14 protein-coding genes, 1 tRNA gene, 1 other RNA gene and 1 riboswitch are annotated in these 20272 nt (G+C 74.5%); of the genes, 10 read left to right on the plus strand and 6 right to left on the minus strand.

What is annotated here, in order from left to right:
- Positions 1–49: 49 nt before the first annotated feature.
- Positions 50–146: signal recognition particle sRNA small type (gene ffs / locus ACH4K1_RS29120), an RNA gene on the minus strand.
- A 196-nt stretch (positions 147–342) separates the two neighbouring features.
- Here ffs and ACH4K1_RS29125 point away from each other — a divergent pair.
- Both ACH4K1_RS29125 and ACH4K1_RS29130 read left to right on the plus strand, forming a co-directional pair.
- Positions 343–430 (plus strand) — tRNA-Ser (locus tag ACH4K1_RS29125).
- A 508-nt stretch (positions 431–938) separates the two neighbouring features.
- A complete protein-coding gene (locus tag ACH4K1_RS29130; RefSeq protein ID WP_398092544.1) occupies positions 939–2723 on the plus strand; it encodes a lysyl oxidase family protein in 1785 nt (594 codons plus the stop codon).
- Between the two features lie 101 nt (positions 2724–2824).
- On the opposite strand, the gene ACH4K1_RS29135 is transcribed toward ACH4K1_RS29130, so the two are convergent.
- Positions 2825–4012 (minus strand): hypothetical protein, encoded by a 1188-nt coding sequence (locus ACH4K1_RS29135; RefSeq protein WP_398092545.1) that lies wholly within the window; start codon positions 4010–4012, stop codon positions 2825–2827.
- A 110-nt stretch (positions 4013–4122) separates the two neighbouring features.
- Positions 4123–7728, minus strand: a complete 3606-nt coding sequence (gene cobN / locus ACH4K1_RS29140) for a cobaltochelatase subunit CobN (protein ID WP_398092546.1) — start codon at positions 7726–7728, stop codon at positions 4123–4125.
- A gap of 93 nt (positions 7729–7821) precedes the next feature.
- A riboswitch (cobalamin riboswitch) is annotated at positions 7822–7904 on the minus strand.
- Positions 7905–8363: 459 nt separating this feature from the next.
- Between cobN and ACH4K1_RS29145 the strand changes: the two genes are divergently transcribed.
- The 3 genes from ACH4K1_RS29145 to ACH4K1_RS29155 all read left to right on the plus strand — a co-directional run bounded on the left by ACH4K1_RS29145 (position 8364) and on the right by ACH4K1_RS29155 (position 11926).
- The gene (locus ACH4K1_RS29145) at positions 8364–9710 is read left to right on the plus strand and encodes a cobalamin biosynthesis protein CobG (RefSeq protein ID WP_398092547.1); all 1347 of its coding nucleotides are present in this window, start codon (positions 8364–8366) and stop codon (positions 9708–9710) included.
- Between the two features lie 78 nt (positions 9711–9788).
- On the plus strand, positions 9789–10415 hold the full coding sequence (locus tag ACH4K1_RS29150; RefSeq protein ID WP_073767980.1) for a precorrin-8X methylmutase: 627 nt from the start codon (positions 9789–9791) through the stop codon (positions 10413–10415).
- Positions 10415–11926, plus strand: coding sequence for a precorrin-2 C(20)-methyltransferase (locus tag ACH4K1_RS29155; protein WP_398092548.1), 1512 nt, complete (start codon positions 10415–10417; stop codon positions 11924–11926). Before ACH4K1_RS29150 ends, ACH4K1_RS29155 begins: the two co-directional genes overlap by 1 nt.
- A 74-nt stretch (positions 11927–12000) precedes the next feature.
- Here ACH4K1_RS29155 and ACH4K1_RS29160 read toward each other — a convergent pair whose 3' ends face one another.
- Positions 12001–12756, minus strand: coding sequence for a cobalt-precorrin-6A reductase (locus ACH4K1_RS29160; RefSeq protein ID WP_398092582.1), 756 nt, complete (start codon positions 12754–12756; stop codon positions 12001–12003).
- Between the two features lie 22 nt (positions 12757–12778).
- On the opposite strand from ACH4K1_RS29160, the gene ACH4K1_RS29165 reads away from it, so the two are divergent.
- Positions 12779–13936 (plus strand): cobalt-precorrin-5B (C(1))-methyltransferase, encoded by a 1158-nt coding sequence (locus ACH4K1_RS29165; RefSeq protein WP_398092549.1) that lies wholly within the window; start codon positions 12779–12781, stop codon positions 13934–13936.
- 40 nt (positions 13937–13976) lie between these two features.
- Here ACH4K1_RS29165 and cobM read toward each other — a convergent pair whose 3' ends face one another.
- Complete coding sequence (cobM, locus tag ACH4K1_RS29170; protein ID WP_398092550.1) at positions 13977–14726, minus strand: precorrin-4 C(11)-methyltransferase; 750 nt, start codon at positions 14724–14726, stop codon at positions 13977–13979.
- Positions 14723–16006: a precorrin-6y C5,15-methyltransferase (decarboxylating) subunit CbiE gene (gene cbiE / locus ACH4K1_RS29175; RefSeq protein ID WP_398092551.1), complete on the minus strand. Its 1284-nt coding sequence runs from the start codon at positions 16004–16006 to the stop codon at positions 14723–14725. The genes cobM and cbiE overlap by 4 nt, the downstream gene beginning before the upstream one ends.
- Before the next feature lie 290 nt (positions 16007–16296).
- Between cbiE and ACH4K1_RS29180 the strand changes: the two genes are divergently transcribed.
- The 4 genes from ACH4K1_RS29180 to ACH4K1_RS29195 all read left to right on the plus strand — a co-directional run bounded on the left by ACH4K1_RS29180 (position 16297) and on the right by ACH4K1_RS29195 (position 20235).
- On the plus strand, positions 16297–16707 hold the full coding sequence (locus ACH4K1_RS29180) for a YciI family protein (protein ID WP_398092552.1): 411 nt from the start codon (positions 16297–16299) through the stop codon (positions 16705–16707).
- 216 nt (positions 16708–16923) lie between these two features.
- Complete coding sequence (locus tag ACH4K1_RS29185) at positions 16924–18177, plus strand: RNA polymerase sigma factor (protein WP_398092553.1); 1254 nt, start codon at positions 16924–16926, stop codon at positions 18175–18177.
- A 109-nt stretch (positions 18178–18286) separates the two neighbouring features.
- On the plus strand, positions 18287–18499 hold the full coding sequence (locus ACH4K1_RS29190; RefSeq protein WP_398092554.1) for a hypothetical protein: 213 nt from the start codon (positions 18287–18289) through the stop codon (positions 18497–18499).
- 203 nt (positions 18500–18702) lie between these two features.
- A complete protein-coding gene (locus ACH4K1_RS29195) occupies positions 18703–20235 on the plus strand; it encodes a M28 family metallopeptidase (protein ID WP_398092583.1) in 1533 nt (510 codons plus the stop codon).
- Positions 20236–20272 lie beyond the last annotated feature (37 nt).

Genomic DNA, 20272 nt, shown 5'->3' on the forward strand with positions numbered 1-20272 from the left:
GGCTGGGACCGCAGGAACGCGGCCCGGGGGGAATCTGCGCACCCGGGAACGCAAGGGCCCCCCACGCACCCGCCAGAGCCGACCTACCCTTGCTGCCTTCCGGCCCTGGGGGAGTTCAGTCAGATAGCGCCACGTGAGGGGCTGACGCCCACCTTAGCGGATCCCCACCCCCTCCGGTCCACCCGCCCTCCCCGACGCCAGGCCGCCACCCCTCCCCGCCCCTCCCCGCGCGTCGTCGCGCGACCGCGGCGGGGCTCTCGGGACGCTCCCCCGAGCGGTCTCCGGACGATCTCCGGGGATCGTGTTCGCGAGCACCCTCCAACGTCTTGTATTGTTTGCGGCGGAGGATTCGCCTAGTGGCCTAGGGCGCACGCTTGGAAAGCGTGTTGGGGGCAACCCCTCACGAGTTCGAATCTCGTATCCTCCGCCATTGCTCTCACCGGGCAATACGTCGAAGGCCCCCGCAGCTCGCTGCGGGGGCCTTCGACGTTGCCCCGGCCCCCGTGGCCCGCGCCACCGCACCCGGAGGCGTTCGGGCACAGCGCAGCGGTCGGATCCTGCGGGCGACGATCACGAGGGCGGGGGGTGGCGTCCGGCTGGAGTCGCGGGCTCTGTCCCGGGGGGGGCGGGTTGTGGAGCATCGGCCGTGCCTGCGGGCGCCGCCGGTCTCGGGCGGCGCGAGAGGCATAAACCAGCCAGCCCCTTCCCGGCCAGACTTCCGGCACCGGCAAAGGACGAGCTCAGACGATTCGGCCCCGGTGTCGATCACACCGCCTCGGGCGCTTTTCGGACAACTCTGGCCCAGTCGGGGGAGTCCAGACAACCCGGAGCGCCCCCGGCCGCCTCTCACAGGCCGGACACAGCGTCGTCACAGGTGAGTTGGGGCCGTGCTGCCGTCCACGTTTCCTTACGCACTCGGAAAGCCGGAAGTACGAGGAATGATGACCAGATCCCCGCAGGGCCGCACCAACCGCCTCATCCGCACCCCGCTCGCCGTCACCGCGGCCATCGCCGTGACCGCGGGCGTCGTCGCCGCCGCGCCCGGCGCCAAGACGGCGGAGCCGAAGCCGAAGCTCAGCCTGATCGCGGCCTCCACCTCGGTGACGCTCGACTCGTGGAAGGAGGAACCCGGCGTCTACCTGGACCTCGGGACCTACCTGACCTCGGAGAACGGCGCCTTCGAGCTCAAGGTGACCCGGAAGTCCTACAAGGACCCGGTCACCGTCTCGCAGGTCTTCCGGAACGGGAAGAAGACCACGGCCAAGGCGCTCCCCGCCGGGCTGGTGAAGGACTTCTCCGGGCTGCCGGACTTCGCCCAGGTCCAGCTCACCGACGCGGCCGGCAAGACCGTGCTCAAGCAGACCGAGGCGTTCTGCCCCAACAACGCGTCCGGGCGGGTCCGGCCGGACGCCCCCGCCAACTCGAAGTATCCGCAGAGCTGCCCGGTGAACCCGTTCACCCTCGGCTCGGTGTGGGGCGTGGAGAACGGCTGGGCGTCCAACACCTACGCCGGGTACTACTCCAAGCCGGTCCAGCTGGCGGCGGGTACGTACACCGCCAAGATCAACGTCACCAAGAAGTACCGCGACCTCTTCGGCATCGCGAGCAAGCCCCAGACCGTCAAGGTCGTCGTGCGCGAGCGGAGCTGGGAGGAGCCGCCCCCGGCCCCCGCCGGACGCAGTGCCGCCTCCGCGGACCAGGGGCACGCGGGCCACCAGGGCCACGAGGGGCACGCCGCGAAGGCTCCGGCCTCCGGCCACGGCGCCCACGCGGCGCACGGCGCTCCGGTCCGTACCGAGGCGCCCGCCGCGCGGACGACCGGCGCCGGCGCCACGTTCAACGTCGGCCACGGGCCCTACCCGCCCGCGCCGCCCGCCCTGCCGTGGGCGCTGAAGAAGGAGTCGCTCCAGCGGCAGTCCTTCGCCGCCGCCACGGTCGGCGACCGGGCCGGACAGACCGACGGCTCGCGCCGGGCTCCGGCCGCGAGGCCCAACGCCAAGCGGCCCACCGGCAAGGCGTCCGTGCCCGCCGTGCCCAAGCCGGACCTGCGCTCGCTGCCCGCGTACGGCATCACCGTCAGCGACGGCTACGAGGAGGTCCCCGGCAAGGACTACCTCGCCTTCAGCGCCAACGTGTGGAACGCGGGTCCGGCCAAGCTCGTCGTGGACGGCTTCCGCTCCCCGGGCAAGGAGCTGATGGACGCGTACCAGTACTTCTACGACGCCAACGGCAAGCAGGTCGGCTACACCCCGACCGGCACCATGGAGTGGGACCCGCGCCCCGGCCACGAGCACTGGCACTTCACGGACTTCGCCAGCTACCGGCTGCTGAAGGCCGACAAGAAGGAGACGGTCCGCAGCGGCAAGGAGGCCTTCTGCCTGGCCAACACCGACGCGGTCGACTACACGGTGAAGAACGCCAACTGGCACCCCGACAACACCGACCTGTCCACCGCGTGCGGCCAGGAGAACTCGATCTCCGTCCGCGAGGTGCTCGACGTGGGCTCCGGCGACACCTACACCCAGGACCTGCCCGGCCAGTCCTTCGACATCACGAACCTGCCGAACGGCACGTACTACATCCAGGTGCTCGCCAACCCGGAGAACCGGCTCAAGGAGACCAACCACAAGAACAACAGCGCGCTGCGCAAGGTCGTCCTCGGCGGAAAGAAGGGCGCCCGCACCGTGAAGGTGCCCGCCCATGAGCTGGTGAACGGCAACTAGTACGGCGCTGTACGCCGGTACGGCACTGCTTCACCCACGTTCCGCGGGCCCCGGGAAGCCTTCCCGGGGCCCGCGGCATGCCGGGCCCGGCCCCCGCCGGCTCACCCCCGGCCCCCCTCCCCCACCGGCCGCCGGTCCACGATCCGGGCCGTGGCGTCCGCGTCCAGGTGGGCGGTGCCCTCCTCACCGGTGACCGTGACCCGGACCCGGGGGCCCGTGCCCGGACCCGTGCCGGGGTCCGGTGTCACGTCGATGCGCCAGCTCTGCGGGGCGCGGACGCCGAGGGTCGTGCGGGCCTCGCGGACCAGGGCGGGGAACAGTTCGTACGGGAGCATCTGGATGTGGAACGTCTCGCCGGGCGGGCGGGCGGAGTCGCCGCGGATCTCCATCCGGCGCTCCTGGATGGAGATCGCGGTGACGTCCGAGGCGTCCGCCCGGTTCGCCAGCTCCGTGGCCGTCTCCCGCATCCGGCCCAGGACCAGCAGCGAGGAGGAGGGCCCGGGGACCGTGGTGGACGTGGTGAACCGCCGGGACACGGAGACGGAGGCGGAGGCCGACGACGTGACGGAGGGCTGCTTCGGGGAGGGCGCGGCTTCGTCCTCCTGCGTGAACAGTTCGCCCCGGAAGAGCAGCACCACCAGCGCCGCGCCCGCCAGGAACGTGACGAGCACCAGCATGCACCAGGCGCCCTCGCTCGGTCCCGGGTTCTCCACCAGCGTGGACGCGGGTGCGGAGTCGATCTCCGCCTCCTCGGCCCGGCGGCTCCACTCCGGGGCCGGGCGGGTGACGATCCGCACCTCCCAGGGCTCGTCCGGGCGGTACTCCACCACCGCGATGCCGCGCGGCCGGTAGGCGGGGATGTCGACCAGGTTGATGTGCTGGTCGAACTTGACCCGGTACGCGGGACGGCCGTCCTCCGGCTCCGGTGCGACCGTCATCCAGAACGTCACCGGTACGTCGGCCGATTCGCCGCTCGTCGCCCGCAGGTCCTCGATCCGGGCGAGGGCGGTCCGGGTGACCGGCGGCTCGGCCGGCCCGGAGGGCCGCCGCCCGGTGATGAAGCCGATCAGGACCAGGAGGACCAGGACCCCGCCGCCGGAGAGGAAGACCGGAACCCGCTCCAGGATCACGCCGACCACGAGCGCCGCGACCGCCGCCCCGGCCGCTCCCGAGGTGAAGGTCAGACGCAGTCCGGCGAAGATCGCCTTCGCCATCGAACGCCCGTGCACAGCAAGCCCGTTGGTCTCGGTCGCGTCCTGCGCGGCCGGCCCCTGCCCCGTTGTCCCCATGACCGTGATTGTGCCGGTCGGGGGCCGCCCGGGGCAGGGCTCCGCAGAAGAAATACGGCGCGGGCGGCCTCGCGCCGCCCGCCGGGATCAGCGCGGCGGGCCGGGCGGGGTCAGTCCTCGCCCTCCAGGTTGCCCTCGGTCTCCAGGTAGACCTGGCGCAGCGCTTCCAGCACCGCCGGGTCCGGCTTGGCCCACATGCCGCGCGACTCGGCCTCCAGCAGGCGTTCCGCGATGCCGTGCAGCGCCCAGGGGTTGGCCTCCTGGAGGAACTGCTTGTTCTCCGGGTCGAGGACGTACGCCTCGGTGAGCTTGTCGTACATCCAGTCGGCGACGACTCCGGTCGTGGCGTCGTACCCGAAGAGGTAGTCCACCGTGGCCGCCAGCTCGAACGCACCCTTGTATCCGTGGCGGCGCATGGCCGCGATCCACTTGGGGTTGACGACGCGGGCGCGGAAGACGCGGGACGTCTCCTCCACCAGGGTGCGGGTGCGGACGGACTCGGGGCGGGTGGAGTCCCCGATGTACGCCTCCGGGGCCGTGCCCTTGAGCGCGCGGACGGTGGCCACCATGCCGCCGTGGTACTGGAAGTAGTCGTCGGAGTCCGCGATGTCGTGCTCGCGGGTGTCGGTGTTCTTGGCGGCGACCTCGATGCGCTGGTAGGCGCTCTCCATCTCCTCGCGGGCCGGGCGGCCGTTCAGCTCGCGGCCGTAGGCGTAGCCGCCCCATACCGTGTAGACCTCGGCGAGGTCGGCGTCGGTGCGCCAGTCGCGGGAGTCGATGAGCTGGAGGAGCCCCGCGCCGTACGTGCCGGGGCGGGAGCCGAAGATGCGGGTGGTGGCCCGGCGTTCGTCACCGTGCTCGGCCAGGTCGGCCTGGGTGTGCGCCCGTACGTAGTTCCGCTCGGCCGGTTCGTCCAGCGAGGCGGCCAGCCGTACGGCGTCGTCGAGCAGCCCCACCGTGTGCGGGAACGCGTCCCGGAAGAACCCCGAGATGCGGAGCGTCACGTCGATGCGGGGGCGGCCCAACTCCTCGTACGGGATGGGCTCCAGGCCCGTCACGCGGCGCGAGGCGTCGTCCCAGACGGGACGGATGCCGAGCAGCGCGAACGCCTCCGCGATGTCGTCGCCCGCCGTGCGCATCGCGCTGGTGCCCCAGAGGGAGAGGCCGACCGAGGTGGGCCAGTCGCCGTTGTCGGTGCGGTAGCGGGTGAGGAGGGAGTCGGCCAGCGCCTGGCCGGTCTCCCAGGCCAGCTTGGAGGGGACGGCCTTCGGGTCCACCGAGTAGAAGTTGCGGCCGGTGGGGAGGACGTTGACCAGGCCGCGGAGCGGGGAGCCGGAGGGGCCCGCCGGGACGAATCCGCCGTTCAGCGCGTGGACGGCATGGGTGAGTTCGTCGGTCGTGGCCGCCATGCGCGGGACGACCTCGGTGGCCGCGAAGGTGAGGATGTCGGCCACCGCGTCCGGCAGGCCGGCGGCCACGTCCGCGACGGCCGCCGGGTTCCAGTCGGCGTCGTCCATCGCCTGGACCAGGGCGCGGGCCTGCTCCTCGACCGCGTCGGCGTCCGTGCGGACGGCCGCCGACTCGTCCAGGCCGAGCGCCTCGCGCAGGCCGGGGAGGGAGGCCGTGCCGCCCCAGATCTGGCGGGCGCGGAGCACGGCCAGGACCAGGTTGACCCGGTCGTGCCCGGCGGGCGGGTTGCCCAGGACGTGCAGGCCGTCGCGGATCTGGACGTCCTTGATCTCGCAGAGCCAGCCGTCGAGATGCATGATGAAGTCGTCGAAGCCCTCGTCCTCCGGGCGGTCCTCCACCCCGAGGTCGTGGTCGAGCTTCGCGGCCTGGATGAGCGTCCAGATCTGTGCGCGGATCGCGGGCAGCTTCGCCGGGTCCATCGCGGCGATCTGGGCGTGCTCGTCGAGGAGTTGCTCCAGCCGCGCGATGTCTCCGTAGCTGTCGGCGCGGGCCATCGGCGGCACCAGGTGGTCGACCAGCGTGGCGTGGACGCGGCGCTTGGCCTGCGTGCCCTCGCCCGGGTCGTTCACCAGGAACGGGTAGACGAGAGGCAGGTCGCCGAGGGCCGCGTCGGGGCCGCAGGCGGCGGAGAGGCCCGCGTTCTTGCCGGGCAGCCACTCCAGGTTGCCGTGCTTGCCCAGGTGGATCATGGCGTCCGCGCCGAAGCCGTTCTCCTCGGCGGAGGCGGCGATCCAGCGGTAGGCGGCCAGGTAGTGGTGGGAGGGCGGCAGATCGGGGTCGTGGTAGATCGCGATCGGGTTCTCGCCGAAGCCGCGCGGCGGCTGGATGAGGATGAGGAGGTTGCCGCGCCGCAGGGCCGCGAGGACGATGTCGCCCTCCGGGTTGGCGGACCGGTCGACGAACATCTCGCCGGGGGCGGGGCCCCAGTGCTCCTCCACGGCGGTGCGCAGCTCCTCGGGGAGCCGGGCGAACCAGCGGCGGTAGTCGGCGGCCGGGATGCGGACCGGGTTCTTCCCCAACTGCTCCTCGGTCAGCCACTCCTGGTCGTGGCCGCCCGCCTCGATGAGGGCGTAGATCAGCTCGTCGCCGTCGCCGGAGACCAGCCCCGGGATGTCCTCCTCAGGCCCGAAGTCGTACCCCTCGGCGCGCAGTCGGCGCAGCAGGGCGACGGCGCTGGCGGGGGTGTCCAGGCCGACCGCGTTGCCGATGCGGGAGTGCTTGGTCGGGTACGCCGACAGCACCAGCGCGATCTTCTTCTCCGCGTTCGGGATGGTCCGCAGCTTCGCGTGGCGTACGGCGATCCCGGCGACCCGGGCCGCGCGCTCGGCATCGGGGACGTACGCCGGGAGCCCGTCCTCGTCGATCTCCTTGAAGGAGAACGGGACGGTGATCAGACGGCCGTCGAACTCGGGCACCGCGATCTGGGTGGCCGCGTCGAGCGGGGAGACGCCCTCGTCGTTCTCCTCCCAGGCGCTGCGCGGGCTGGTCAGGCAGAGCGCCTGGAGGATCGGCACGTCGAGCCCGGTCAGCGCACCGGCGTCCCACGACTCGTCGTCACCGCCGGCCGACGCCTCGGCGGGCTTGGTGCCGCCCGCCGCGAGGACGGTGGTGACGATGGCGTCGGCGGCGCGCAGCGTCTCGATCAGCTCGTCCTCCGGCGTACGGAGGGAGGCGACGTACAGCGGGAGCGGGCGGCCCCCGGCCTCCTCGACCGCCGTGCACAGGGCGTCCACGAACGCGGTGTTCCCGCTCATGTGGTGGGCGCGGTAGTAGAGGACGGCGACGGTCGGCGCGCCCTCGGCCACCGGGCGGGCCTCCCGCTCCAGCGGGCCCCACGCGGGGGCCGGGGCGGGCGGTTCGAAGCCGTGACCGGTCAGCAGCACGGTGTCGGAGAGGAACCGGGCGAGCTGCTCCAGGTTGGCGGGCCCGCCGTGCGCGAGGTAGGCGTGCGCCTCGGCGGCGATCCCGATCGGCACGGTGGAGGCGGCCATCAGCTGGGCGTCGGGGGCCTGTTCACCGGTCAGCACGACGACGGGGCGGCCGGTGGCCAGCACCGCGTCCAGCCCCTCCTGCCACGCGCGGACGCCGCCGAGGAGCCGTACGACGACGAGGTCGGCGCCGTCCAGCAGCTCCGGAAGGGCGTCGAGGTCGGTGCGGGAGGGGTTGGCGTACCGGTAGCTGACGGGCCCCTCGGATGCGCGGGCGCTCAGGAGGTCGGTGTCGGACGTCGACAGGAGCAGGATCATGCTGCGTCAGGCCTTCCTCGGGGTGTCCACGCCCCGGGCGGTGTCGGAGGGTCTCCCCGGCGGCCCGGCGGAGGGCCGGGTGCTCGGGGAAGGGAGTTCCTGACTCGTCCGGCAGCCGGGGTCGGCGGCCGGACTCACAGTGGCGGGACCGCGCCGGAATCTCACCGGGCTTCCTCCCCTGTCGCCGTCTGGCGATGGCGGCCTGAACGGACCACCGCCTGCATCCTAAGCGGCGGGGCGGGGACGGGGCAGAGGGCGGGGGTGGTGACCGGCGCCGGGGTCAGCGGCTCGTGCCGGAGGCGGTGGCCTGTGGCTGGGGGGGCGGTGGCCTGTGGCTGGGGGCGGGAACCTGTTCCGGGAACGGTGACCTGTGCCGGAGGGGGCGGCCTGGACCCGGGGGTGGTGGCCGGTGCCGGAAGGGGAGGCCCGGGCTGGAGGGGGCGGCCTGGACCCGGGGGTGGTGGCCGGTGCCGGGGGTGGTGACCGGTGCCGGAGGGGACGCCCTGGACCGGGGCGCCCTGGCCCGGGGCGCCCCGGCCCGTGACTCCCTGGCCCTCCCGGCCGGCTACCGGAGTCCTGATCACTGTCCCCCAGGTCACAGGGGCGAGCCCGCCGATCGGATCGGAGCGGTCGGTATGCTCGCCGCCATGCCCGATTCCGCCCCCTCGCCCCTCTCCCCGGGCGGCCCGGCCCCCCGCGACGGTGGCGACGCCTGTCCGGGAACGCTGCGGCTGCACCGGGCCGACGACGGGGCGCTGGCCCGGGTGCGCATCCCCGGCGGGGTACTGAGCGCGGACGGCGCGGACGCCCTGCTCGCGGCGGCCGACCGGTTCGGGGACGGCGAACTGCACCTCACCTCGCGGGGCAACGTCCAGCTGCGCGGCCTCGACGCGGAGTGCGGCGGCGGGCTCGCCGAGCTGCTGGCCGCCGCCGGGCTGCTGCCGTCCGCCGCCCACGAGCGAGCCCGCAACATCGTGGCCTCCCCGCTCGCCGGACTCGACGGTTCGCCCGCGCTCGGGGAGCATCTGGCCGAGCTGGACCGGCTGGTGTGCGCGAGCCCGGCCGCGGCGCGGCTCTCCGGCCGCTTCCTCTTCGCCCTGGACGCGGGCCACGGCGACGTGGACGCGCTCGGCGCGGACGTGGCCCTGATCGCGGAGGGCGACGACTTCCTCCTGCGGGTCGGGGCGGGGGACACGGTGTTCCGGGTCGGGGCCGACGCGGGACCGCGCGCCGCGCTCTCCGCCGCCGAGGCGTTCCTCCGCGCCGCCCGGGACTCCGGCGCCTGGCGCGTGGGCGACCTGCCCGAGGACGTACGGGCGGAGCTGGTGGCCGCCGTCGCCGCGTCGGCCGGCCCGGCCGTGCACCGCCCCCGCCCGCGCACGGCGACGCCCCCCGCCCCGGGCCCGCACGGTCCCGGAGCGCCGGGCGGGCCCACCCCCGCGGCCCCGGCGGCGGGCGGCCCTCCGGCCCCGGCCGCGCCGGACCCCGTCACCGCGATCAGCGTCCATGTACCCCTGGGGCGGCTCACCCCCGCCCAGTGGCGGCTGCTCACCACGACGGCCCGGCGGTACGGCGGCGAGCTGCGGCTCACCCCCTGGCGTGGGGTCGTCGTCCCCGGCCCCTTCCCCGGCGCCGGGGCGGCCGACGCACTCCGCGCTCTGGGGGAGGCCGGGCTGATCGCCTCCCCCGACTCCCCGTGGACCGGCGTCGGCGCCTGCATCGGCCGTCCCGGCTGCGCGAAGTCGCTGGCCGACGTGCGCGCCGAAGCGGGGGCCGCCGTCGGACCGGTCGGGCGCCTCCCTGTGTACTGGTCCGGCTGCGAACGCCGCTGCGGCCACCCCCACGGGGAGTGGATCGACGTGGTCGCCACCCCGGACGGGCACCGCATCTCCCACGTGCGGGGGGAGCGGCGGGATCCGCCGCGGACGGTCCGCGCCGATCCGGAAGCACGCGCGGCGGCGGTGGCCGCCGCCCGCGCCTGAGCAGCCGTGGCCCCCTGTGGACCACCCGTAGACCCCATGCAGACCGACCCTCCACCGGCAGAAGAAAGCGACAGCACTGTGCACCAGTACGAGAAGGACGGACCGGCGATCTACCGCCAGTCCTTCGCCACCATCCGCGCGGAGGCGGATCTGGCCGGGCTGCCCGCCGACGTCAGCCAGGTCGCCGTCCGGATGATCCACGCCTGCGGCATGGTCGACCTCGTACGCGACCTCGCGTTCTCGCCGAACGTCGTGGCCGACGCCCGCGCCGCCCTGCGCGCGGGTGCGCCGATCCTCTGCGACGTGGCGATGGTGGCCAGCGGGGTCACCCGCAAGCGGCTGCCCGCCGGCAACGACGTGGTGTGCACGCTCTCCGACCCGTCCGTGCCGGAGCTGGCCGCGAAGATGGGCACGACCCGCAGCGCGGCGGCCCTGGAGCTGTGGCGGGACCGGATGGAGGGCGCGGTCGTGGCGGTGGGCAACGCGCCGACCGCCCTGTTCCGGCTGCTGGAGATGGTCGAGGAGGGCGCCCCCCGCCCGGCCGCCGTCATCGGCGTCCCGGTCGGCTTCGTCGGCGCGATGGAGTCCAAGGAGGCCCTGGCCGAGCACGCTTCGGGGCTGGAGCACCTGATCGTCCGGGGCCGACGCGGCGGCAGTGCGATAGCGGCGGCGGCGCTCAACGCCATCGCGAGCGAGGAGGAGTAGTGACTTCTCCGGTGAACGGCACCGGCCGGCTCTACGGGGTCGGCCTCGGCCCCGGCGACCCGGAGCTGATGACGCTGCGGGCCGTCCGGGCCATCGGCGAGGCGGACGTCGTCGCGTACCACAGCGCCCGGCACGGCCGCTCGATCGCCCGGTCCATCGCGGCGGCGCACCTGCGGTCCGACCACATCGAGGAACCCCTGGTCTACCCCGTCACGACGGAGACCACCGACCACCCGGGCGGCTACCGGGGCGCGTTGGAGGAGTTCTACGAGAAGGCCGCGGCCCGCCTCGCGGCCCACCTGGACGCCGGGCGGACCGTCGCGGTCCTCGCCGAGGGCGACCCGATGTTCTACGGCTCGTACATGCACATGCACAAGCGGCTGGCCGACCGGTACGCCACCGAGGTCATCCCGGGCGTGACGTCCGTCAGCGCGGCGGCGGCCCGGCTCGGCACCCCGCTCGTTGAGGGCGAGGAGATCCTCACGATCCTGCCCGGCACGCTGCCCGAGGAGGAGCTGACGGCCCGTCTCGCCGCCACGGACACGGCGGTGGTGATGAAGCTGGGGCGGACGTTCCCGGCGGTGCGCGGGGCGTTCGAGGCGTCGGGGCGGCTGGCCGAGGCCCGGTACGTGGAGCGGGCGACGATGGCCGGGGAGCGCACGGGCGAACTGGCGGACATCGACCCGGCGTCGGTGCCGTACTTCTCGGTGGCGGTGCTGCCGAGCCGGGTGGACGCGCCGCGCCCCGCCCCCTCCTCGGGCGGCGAGGTCGTGGTCGTCGGCACCGGGCCGGCGGGTCCGCTGTGGCTGACGCCCGAGACGCGCGGGGCGCTCGCCGCCGCCGACGACGTGGTCGGGTACACCACCTACCTGGACCGGGTGCCGGTCCGCCCGGGCCAGGCACGGCACGGTTCGGACAACAAGGTGGAGGCGGAGCGCGCCGAGTTCGCCCTGGAGCTGGCGCGGCGCGGCCACCGGGTCGCGGTGGTGTCGGGCGGCGACCCCGGGGTCTTCGCGATGGCGACGGCGGTCCTGGAGGCGGCCTCGCAGGAGGCGTACGCGGACGTCCCCGTCCGGGTCCTGCCCGGCGTCACCGCGGCCAACGCGGCGGCGGCCCGCGCGGGCGCCCCGCTGGGCCACGACTACGCCACGATCTCCCTCTCGGACCGGCTCAAGCCGTGGGAGGTCATCGCGGAGCGGCTGCGCGCGGCGGCCGCGGCGGACCTGGTGCTGGCGCTGTACAACCCGGGCTCGAAGTCCCGTACGCATCAGGTCGGCCAGGCCCGCGACCTGCTGCTGGAGCACCGTTCGCCGGGCACCCCGGTGGTGCTGGCGCGGGACGTGGGCGGGCCGACGGAGTCCGTGCGTACGGTGCGGCTGGCCGATCTGGATCCGGCGGAGGTGGACATGCGGACGCTGCTGATCGTGGGGTCGTCGCAGACCCGGTGGGTGCGGCGGGGCGAGGACGGCGAAACCGTCGTGTGGACGCCGCGCCGCTACCCGGAGGCGTAGGGCTGCGTCCGGACGCCGCGCCGCCGCCCGCAGGCGTGGAGCCGCGTCCGGGCGCCGCGCCGCTGCCCGCAGGCTCAGGGCCTCCCGCGCAGCCAGGCCACGGCCTCCTCGGGCGTCGCGGCCACCGGCACCCCTTCCGGTACCGGTGGCCGCCGGACGACCACGACGGGAATCCCGGCCTCGCGGGCGGCGGCCAGCTTGGGGGCGGTGGCGTCCCCGCCGCTGTCCTTGGTGACGAGGACGTCGATGCGGTGACGCCGGATGACCTCCCGCTCCCCGTCGAGGGAGAACGGCCCCCGGTCGAGCAGGACGTGCATCCGGGCCGGGCCGGGCGGCTCCGGCGCGTCGACGGACCGCACGAGGAACCACAACGCGTCGAGGTCCGCCCCCGCGAAGGCGGCGAGCCCCATCCGCCCGGTGGTGAGGAAGACCCGTGCGCCGAGGGCGGGCAGCAGCCCGGCGGCCTCGGCGAGCGTTCCGGCGGAGTGCCAGCGGTCGCCGTCCCGGGCGGCCCAGCCGGGCCGGCGGAGGGCGAGGAGGGGAACATGGACCTGGGCGGCGGCCTCGGCCGCGTTCCGGCTCATGGTCGCGGCGAAGGGGTGGGTGGCATCGACGAGCGCGTCGACCCGGTGTTCGCGCAGCCACGCCGCGAGCCCGCCGGGCCCCCCGAACCCGCCGACCCGCACCTCGCCGGGGGGCAGGCGGGGCGCGGCGACCCGTCCGGCGAGCGAGGAGGTGACCCGGACGCGCCGGCCGCCGGCGGGAGCGCCGACCAGGGTCTCGGCCAACCGGCGGGCCTCGGTGGTTCCCCCCAGTACGAGAATGTGCATCATCGTCGGAACGGACTCTTTCATGAACGCTGAGGCGTCGGGCGTGGACGGCGGGACGGCCACACCGGGCGGTGGGGCCGAGGGCGGTCGCCGTGCCCAACTCAAACACACCGGCCTGCGCCCCGGCTGGACGACCGGCGCCTGTGCGACGGCGGCGACGACGGCCGCGTACACAGCGCTGCTGACCGGCGACTTCCCGGACCCGGTGACCATCACGCTGCCGAAGGGGCTGACGCCCGCCTTCGCGCTGGCGGTGGAGGAGCTGGCGGCCGGGCGGGAGACGGCGACCGCCGGGGTGGTGAAGGACGCGGGCGACGATCCGGACGTGACGCACGGGGCGCTGGTGCGCTCGACGGTGCGGAGGCTGCCGCCCGGGGCCGGGGTGGTGTTCCGGGCGGGCCCGGGGGTGGGCACGGTCACCCTGCCCGGCCTGCCGCTGGAGGTCGGGGAGGCGGCGGTGAACCCGGTGCCGCGCCGGCTGATGCGCGAGCACGTGGAGCGGGTGGCGGCGGAGCACGGCGCGGCGGGCGACGTGGAGATCACGCTCTCGGTCGACCACGGCGAGGAGATCGCCCGCTCCACGTGGAACGGCCGCCTCGGCATCCTCGGCGGCCTGTCGATCCTCGGCACGACGGGCGTGGTCGTCCCCTACTCCTGCTCGGCGTGGATCGACTCGATCCGCCGGGGCGTGGACGTGGCGAGGGCGGCGGGCCTGACCCATGTGGCGGGCTGCACGGGCTCGACCTCGGAGCGGACGGTGGTCACGGAGTACGGGCTGCCGGAGATCGCGCTGCTGGACATGGGCGACTTCGCGGGCGCGGTCCTGAAGTACGTACGCCGGCACCCGGTCGACCGCCTCACGATCTGCGGCGGCTTCGCCAAGCTCTCCAAGCTCGCGGCGGGCCACCTGGACCTCCACTCGGCCCGCTCCCAGGTGGACAAGCCCTTCCTCGCCGACCTGGCCCGCCGGGGCGGCGCCGACGACGGCCTGGCCTCCCGCATCGCCACCGCCAACACGGGCCTGGAGGCCCTGCGCCTGTGCGAGGCGGCGGGCGTCCCCCTGGGCGATCTGGTGGCCGCCCGTGCCCGCGACGAGGCCCTGTCGGTCCTGCGGGGCGCCCCGGTGGCGGTGGACGTGATCTGCATCGACCGCGCGGGGGCGGTGGTGGGGCGGGGGTAGGGGGCGCTGTCCGCCTCGGGGCGACGAATCCGCGGGGCGATCAGCAGACGTTTCGGTCCCGTCCCACCGCGTACAGGTGGCTGTCGCGGAACTGTTCCGCGCCCAGCGTCCGGCCGACCATGATGACCGCCGTCCGGATCACCCCGGCCGCCTTCACCTGCTCGGCGATCGAGTCCAGCGGGCCCCGGAGGATGATCTCGTCCGGGCGGGACGCCATCGCCACGACCGCCGCCGGGCAGTCCGCCCCGTAGTGCGGGAGCAGTTCCGCCACCACCCGGTCCACGTACCGCGCCGCCAGGTGCAGCACGATCAGCGCGCCGCTGCGGCCCAGCGTCGCCAGGTCCTCGCCCTCCGGCATCGCCGTGGCGCGCTGGGCGACACGGGTCAGGATCACCGTCTGGCCGACCGTCGGAACGGTCAGCTCGCGCTTGAGCGACGCCGCCGCCGCCGCGAACGCGGGGACGCCGGGCACCACTTCGTACGGGATGCCCGCCTCGTCCAGGCGTTTCATCTGCTCGTTCACCGCGCTGAACACCGACGGGTCGCCCGAGTGCAGCCGCGCCACGTCGTGGCCGTCCGCATGGGCGCGGACCAGTTCGGCGGTGATCTGCTCGATGTCCAGGTTCGCCGTGTCGATCAGGCGGGCGTCCGGCGGGCACTCGGCCAGCAGCTCCACCGGGACCAGGCTGCCCGCGTACAGGCAGACCGGGCTGGCGGCGAGGAGCCGGGCGCCGCGCACCGTGATCAGGTCGGCGGCCCCGGGGCCCGCACCGATGAAGTACACCGTCATGATCGATCTCCCTTGTCCGAATGCGCCCCGGAACCCGAGGACTTGACCACCGACCACTGCGTCACCGGCATCGCCTGCCGCCAGCCGGTGAAGCCGCCGACCGGGACCGCGTGGGCGACCGCGAGCCGCACCAGGTCGCCGCCGTACGCCTTGTGCCGTTCGGCCAGCAGCGCCTCCGACTCCAGCGTCACCGTGTTCGCGACCAACCGGCCCCCCGGGCGCAGCGCTTCCCAGCACGCGTCGAGCAGGCCGGGCGCGGTCAGGCCGCCGCCGATGAACACCGCGTCGGGCACGGGCAGGCCGGCCAGGGACGCGGGGGCCGGGCCGGTGACGACCGCCAGACCGGGGACGCCCAGGCGTTCCGCGTTACGGCCGATCCGCTCGGCCCGCACCGGATCCCGCTCCACGCTCACCGCCCGGCAGGACGGGTGGGCGCGCAGCCACTCGATGGCGATGGAGCCCGAGCCGCCTCCCACGTCCCACAGGAGTTCGCCCGGCGCGGGGGCCAGGGCGCCCAGCGTGGCCGCCCGGACATGGCGCTTGGTGAGCTGGCCGTCGTGCTCGTACGCCTCGTCCGGCAGGCCCGGGACCGTACCGAGCCGCAGCGCGTCGGCGGACGGCCGGCACTCGATCGCGATGACGTTCAGGTGGTCGCCCGGCGGGTGCGTCCACCGTGCCGCGATCCCTTCGGCACACCCCTCGTCCTCGCCGCCCAACTGCTCCAGGACCCGCAGCCGGCTCGGGCCGAATCCGCGGGCCGTGAGCAGGGCGGCGACCGCGGCGGGGGTGGACGCGTCCGCGCTCAGCACCAGCAGGCGGCGGCCCGCGTACAGGGAGGCGGCGAGCCGGGCCGCCGGACGGCCCACCAGCGTCACGACCTCCGTGTCCTCCAGCGGCCAGCCGAGACGTGCGCAGGCGTACGAGACGGAGGACGGGTGCGGGAAGACGCGCAGCCCCTCGGGCCCCAGCTCCTCGGCGAGCGCGCGCCCGATCCCGTAGAACATCGGGTCACCGCTGGCCAGCACCGCGATCCGGCGCTCCCGGTGCTCGGCCAGCAGCCGGGGCACGGCCGGCCGCAGCGGCGACGGCCAGGCCACCCGCGCTCCGGCGCACTCCGGGGGGAGCAGCTCCAGCTGGCGCGCCCCGCCGATCAGCACCTCCGCCGCGCCCAGCGCCTCCCGGGCCGCACCCGACAGGCCGGGCCAGCCGTCCGCGCCGATCCCCACGACGGAGACCGGGTGGTGGTGGGGGGCGGCGGCCGGCGGCGGAACGGGTGACACGTCGGGACCTCGATCAGCGGAGGAGCGGAGGAACAGAGGGGTGGAGGAGCGGAGGGGTGGAGGAGCGGAGCGGGAAGGGGGCGGGAAGCCGGGAGGGCAGGCGGGAGGGGCGGGCGCCGCGCGAGCGCGACGCTGCCGAACTTTACTGAACGCCCTGTTCCGCGCCCTCCGCCGGGTGATTCCGGAAAGTTTTCGCGCGTGGTGTCGAGAACGCCGCGTCGGCCCCGACGTCCCCTGTGCAGGAGGAAGAAGAACGAGGAACGCACGAGCGGATCACGGAGGCGACGGTCATGAGGTATCTGGTGATGGTCCAGGGCAGCCAGGCGGACTACGACGCGCAGTCCGGCAGGGGGAGCGCCGACAGCCCGGCCTGGGACGAAAAGGCCGTGCAGGAGATGTTCGCCCATATGGGCGGCATCAACGACGACCTCGCCGAGTCGGGCGAACTGGTCACCGGCTACGGGCTGAAGGAGCCGGCTGCGGGCCGGGCCGTCAGCCTCGACGCCGAGGGCCGCCCGGTCGTCTCGGACGGGCCGTACAGCGAGACGAAGGAGCTGCTCGCCGGATTCTGGGTGCTCGACTGCGAGAGCCTGGAGCGGGTGACCGAGATCGCGGCCCGTGTGGCGCGCTGTCCGCAACCGGCCGGGGCGCCCGAGTACCCGGTCCTCATCCGGCCCATCGACGGCGGGATCGACGACTAGGGCGACCAGGGCACCGGGGCCCGATCCCTGGAGGCCGGCCGGGCCTCCGGGGCCCTTCGGCGTGTGGCGCTCGGCCGTACCGGGTGGTCGACTGGTACGGGCCCGGGGCCGGGACCGGCCGGCCTCCAGGTTCGGGGCAGACCGGCACCGGCGGCAGACGGCGGACCGGGCGGCGGCAGTCGGCGGCGCATGCTTCGGCGAGACCCGGGGAGACGCATGGACCAGGCGGCGGACGACGTCATCGAGGCTCTGGTGCGCCGCCACGCGCCGCAGGTCCTCGGTGCGCTCGTCCGCCGGTACGGGCACTTCGACCCGGCCGAGGACTCCGTCCAGGAGGCCCTGATCGCGGCCGCCGAGCAGTGGCCCCGGGACGGGGTGCCCGACAACCCGCGCGGCTGGCTGATCCGGGTCGCCTCCCGCCGCCTGACCGACCGGCTCCGCAGCGACGAGGCCCGGCGCAGACGTGAGGAGACGGCGGCGGCGCTCACCCCGGCGGACGCGTTCGTCTCCCCGCCCCCCGGCGAAGGGGCCGCCGGGGGGAGCCGGGCCCCCGCCGAGGACGACACGCTCACCCTCCTCTTCCTCTGCTGCCACCCCGCGCTCTCCCCCGCCGCCCAGATCGCCCTCACCCTCCGGGCGGTCGGGGGACTCACCACGGCGGAGATCGCCCGCGCCCACCTGGTGCCGGAGGCGACGATGGCGCAGCGGATCAGCCGGGCCAAACGGGTGGTGCGCGGTACGCGGTTCCTGCGGCCGGACGCCCAGGAGCTCGACCAGCGGCTCGGGGCCGTGCTCCAGGTCCTCTACCTGATCTTCAACGAGGGGTACACCGCCACCGCCGGTCCCGACCTCCACCGCACGGACCTGGCGCGGGAGGCGATCCGGCTGACCCGGGCCGTCCGACGACTGCTGCCCCACGACGGGCGCGTGACCGGGCTGCTGGCGCTCATGGTCCTCACCGAGGCGCGCACCCCGGCGCGCACCGGGCCGGGCGGCGAGTTGATCCCGCTCGACGAACAGGACCGCGCCCTCTGGGACCGTACGGCCATCGCGGAGGGCACCGCCCTGGCCGAGGAGGCGCTCGCCCGGGGCCCGGCCGGGGACTACCAGCTCCAGGCCGCGATCGCCGCCCTGCACGACGAGGCGGAGCGGCCCGAGGACACCGACTGGCCGCAGATCCTCGCCCTGTACGACCTCCTCGTGCGGCGCACCCCCGACCCCGCCGCCGCCCTGAGCCGGGCGGTCGCCGTGGCCATGGTGCACGGGCCGCGCGCCGGACTGGCGGAGGTGGACGCCTTGGCGGAGGCGGCGGGACGGCATTACCGGTTCGACGCCGTACGCGCCCACCTCCTGGAGCGGGCCGGGGACGCGACTGCCGCCCGTACCGCCTACCGCGCCGCCGCCGACGCCACCCTCAGCGAGCCCGAGGCCCGCTATCTACGGATGCGCGCGGACGAGGCGGGCCGGTGAGGGCCCCGCAGCCGGTGCCGCGCCTCCTCTACTCCCTTCGGCCGTCCCGGAGAGGCCATCAGCGCAGTACCGGTCGCCGTCGCCCGTCGTGCTCGCGATGATCGGCGGCATGACCCCGAGCGACAGCGGCAGCGACAGCAGCGAGGAGGCGGGCAAGGACAGGGAACGGGCGTACGAGCAGGAGGCCGAGGCGGCGGCCGGAACGACGGCCAAGGCGACGAAGACGGCAACGGCGACGGCGACAGTGACGGCCCCGGCCACGGCGACGGCCGGAGTACGGGGGCCGGTGAAGGAGAACGACGGGCCGACGTCCGAAAAGTGACGTGAACATGGTCCGAATCAGGACGCCACCACCGCCCCACCGACGAAATCCGGCCACACCTGTTCCCAGGCGGGACGTCACTCGCTAGCTTTCCCAGCACATTCGTTCAGCCGTTCCCCACCGATCCGCTCGGAACACCGGCGGCTCGGGCTCCAGCCGTTCAGACCGGAAGGACTCCTGTGCACGCCATACGTCGCAGAGCCATGGCCGTCGTGGCCGCCACCGCCCTGGCCACGCCGCTCCTGCTGGCCGCGTCCCCCAACCCCGGACGCCCCGCCGCTCACGACCCCGGCAAGGAAGCGGCCAAGCTGTCGCGGAAGCTGGTGAAGAGCGCGTCGGCCCAGGACGCGTACCGCCACCTCCAGCAGTTCCAGGCGATCGCCGACTCCGCCGACGGCCACCGCGCCGCCGGATCGCTGGGCCACGACGCCTCGGCCGCGTACGTCTACCGCCAGCTCCAGCGGGCCGGTTACAAGGTCTCGTACGAGAACTTCCGCTTCACCTACACGGAGACGCTGGCCGAAAAGCTCGCCGTGGTGACGCCGACGCCCCGCGACGTGACGATCAAGGCCATGACGTACACGCCGTCGACGGAGGAGGGCGGTCTGACGGCGGCGCTCGCCGCGGTGCCCGTCGACGCCACGACGGGCTGCGAGGCGTCCGACTACGCCGCCGCGGACTTCACGGGGAAGGTCGCGCTGATCAGGCGCGGCGGCTGCTCCTTCGCCGAGAAGCAGGCGGCCGCCGCCGAGGCGGGCGCGGTCGGCGCGATCGTCTACAACAACGTCGAGGGCGTGCTGTCCGGAACGCTCGGCGAGGTCGCCGCCGGGAAGATCCCGACCGGTGGACTCTCCCAGGAGGAGGGCGAGAAGCTCGCCCAGGACGTCGCGGCCGGCGAGGTCACGGTCTCCTTCGAGATCCGCGAGCTCCAGGAGGACCGCCCCACCCGCAACGTCATCGCGGAGACCCCCGGCGGCGACCCGGCGCGGACCGTGATGCTCGGCGCGCACCTCGACTCGGTGACCGAGGGCCCCGGCATCAACGACAACGGCTCGGGCTCGGCCGGTCTGCTCGACGTCGCCCTGAAGCTGGCGAAGTCGAAGGGCGACCCCGCCAACAAGGTGCGGTTCGCCTGGTGGTCGGCCGAGGAGAACGGTCTGATCGGCTCGGAGAAGTACGTCGCGGCCCTCTCCGACAAGCAGCGCGAGCAGATCGCGCTCTACCTGAACTTCGACATGATCGCCTCGCCCAACGGCGTCCAGTTCGTCTTCGACGGCGACGACTCCGACCAGGTCGGCGAGGGCGCCGGGCCGGAGGGCTCGGCCCAGCTGGAGCGGGACATCAACGAGTTCCTCGACGGCAAGGGCAAGCCGCACGCGGGCACGGACTTCACCGGCCGCTCGGACTACGGGCCGTTCATCGAGGTCGGCATCCCCTCGGGCGGTACGGACACGGGGGCCGAGGGCATCAAGACGGAAGCCCAGGCGAAGGTGTTCGGCGGCGAGGCGGGGATCGCGTACGACCCCTGCTACCACGCGGCCTGTGACGACCTGGACAACATCGACATGCGTCACTTCGACACCAACATCGACGTGATCGCCAACGCCGTCGGGACGTACGCCCACGACCTGCGCTCCCTGACCCGCCCGGTCACCCCCGACACCGGCTCCGGAACGCCCGGCAGCGGTGGCAGCGGCGGCGGCCTGCGCGAGGGCCACGGCCGCGACACGGAGTAGGAGCAACGGCCCCCTCCCCGCGTTCCGTACCGGCCCC

Source organism: Streptomyces sp. NPDC017448 (assembly GCF_044330565.1).
Classification (GTDB): Bacteria; Actinomycetota; Actinomycetes; order Streptomycetales; family Streptomycetaceae; genus Streptomyces.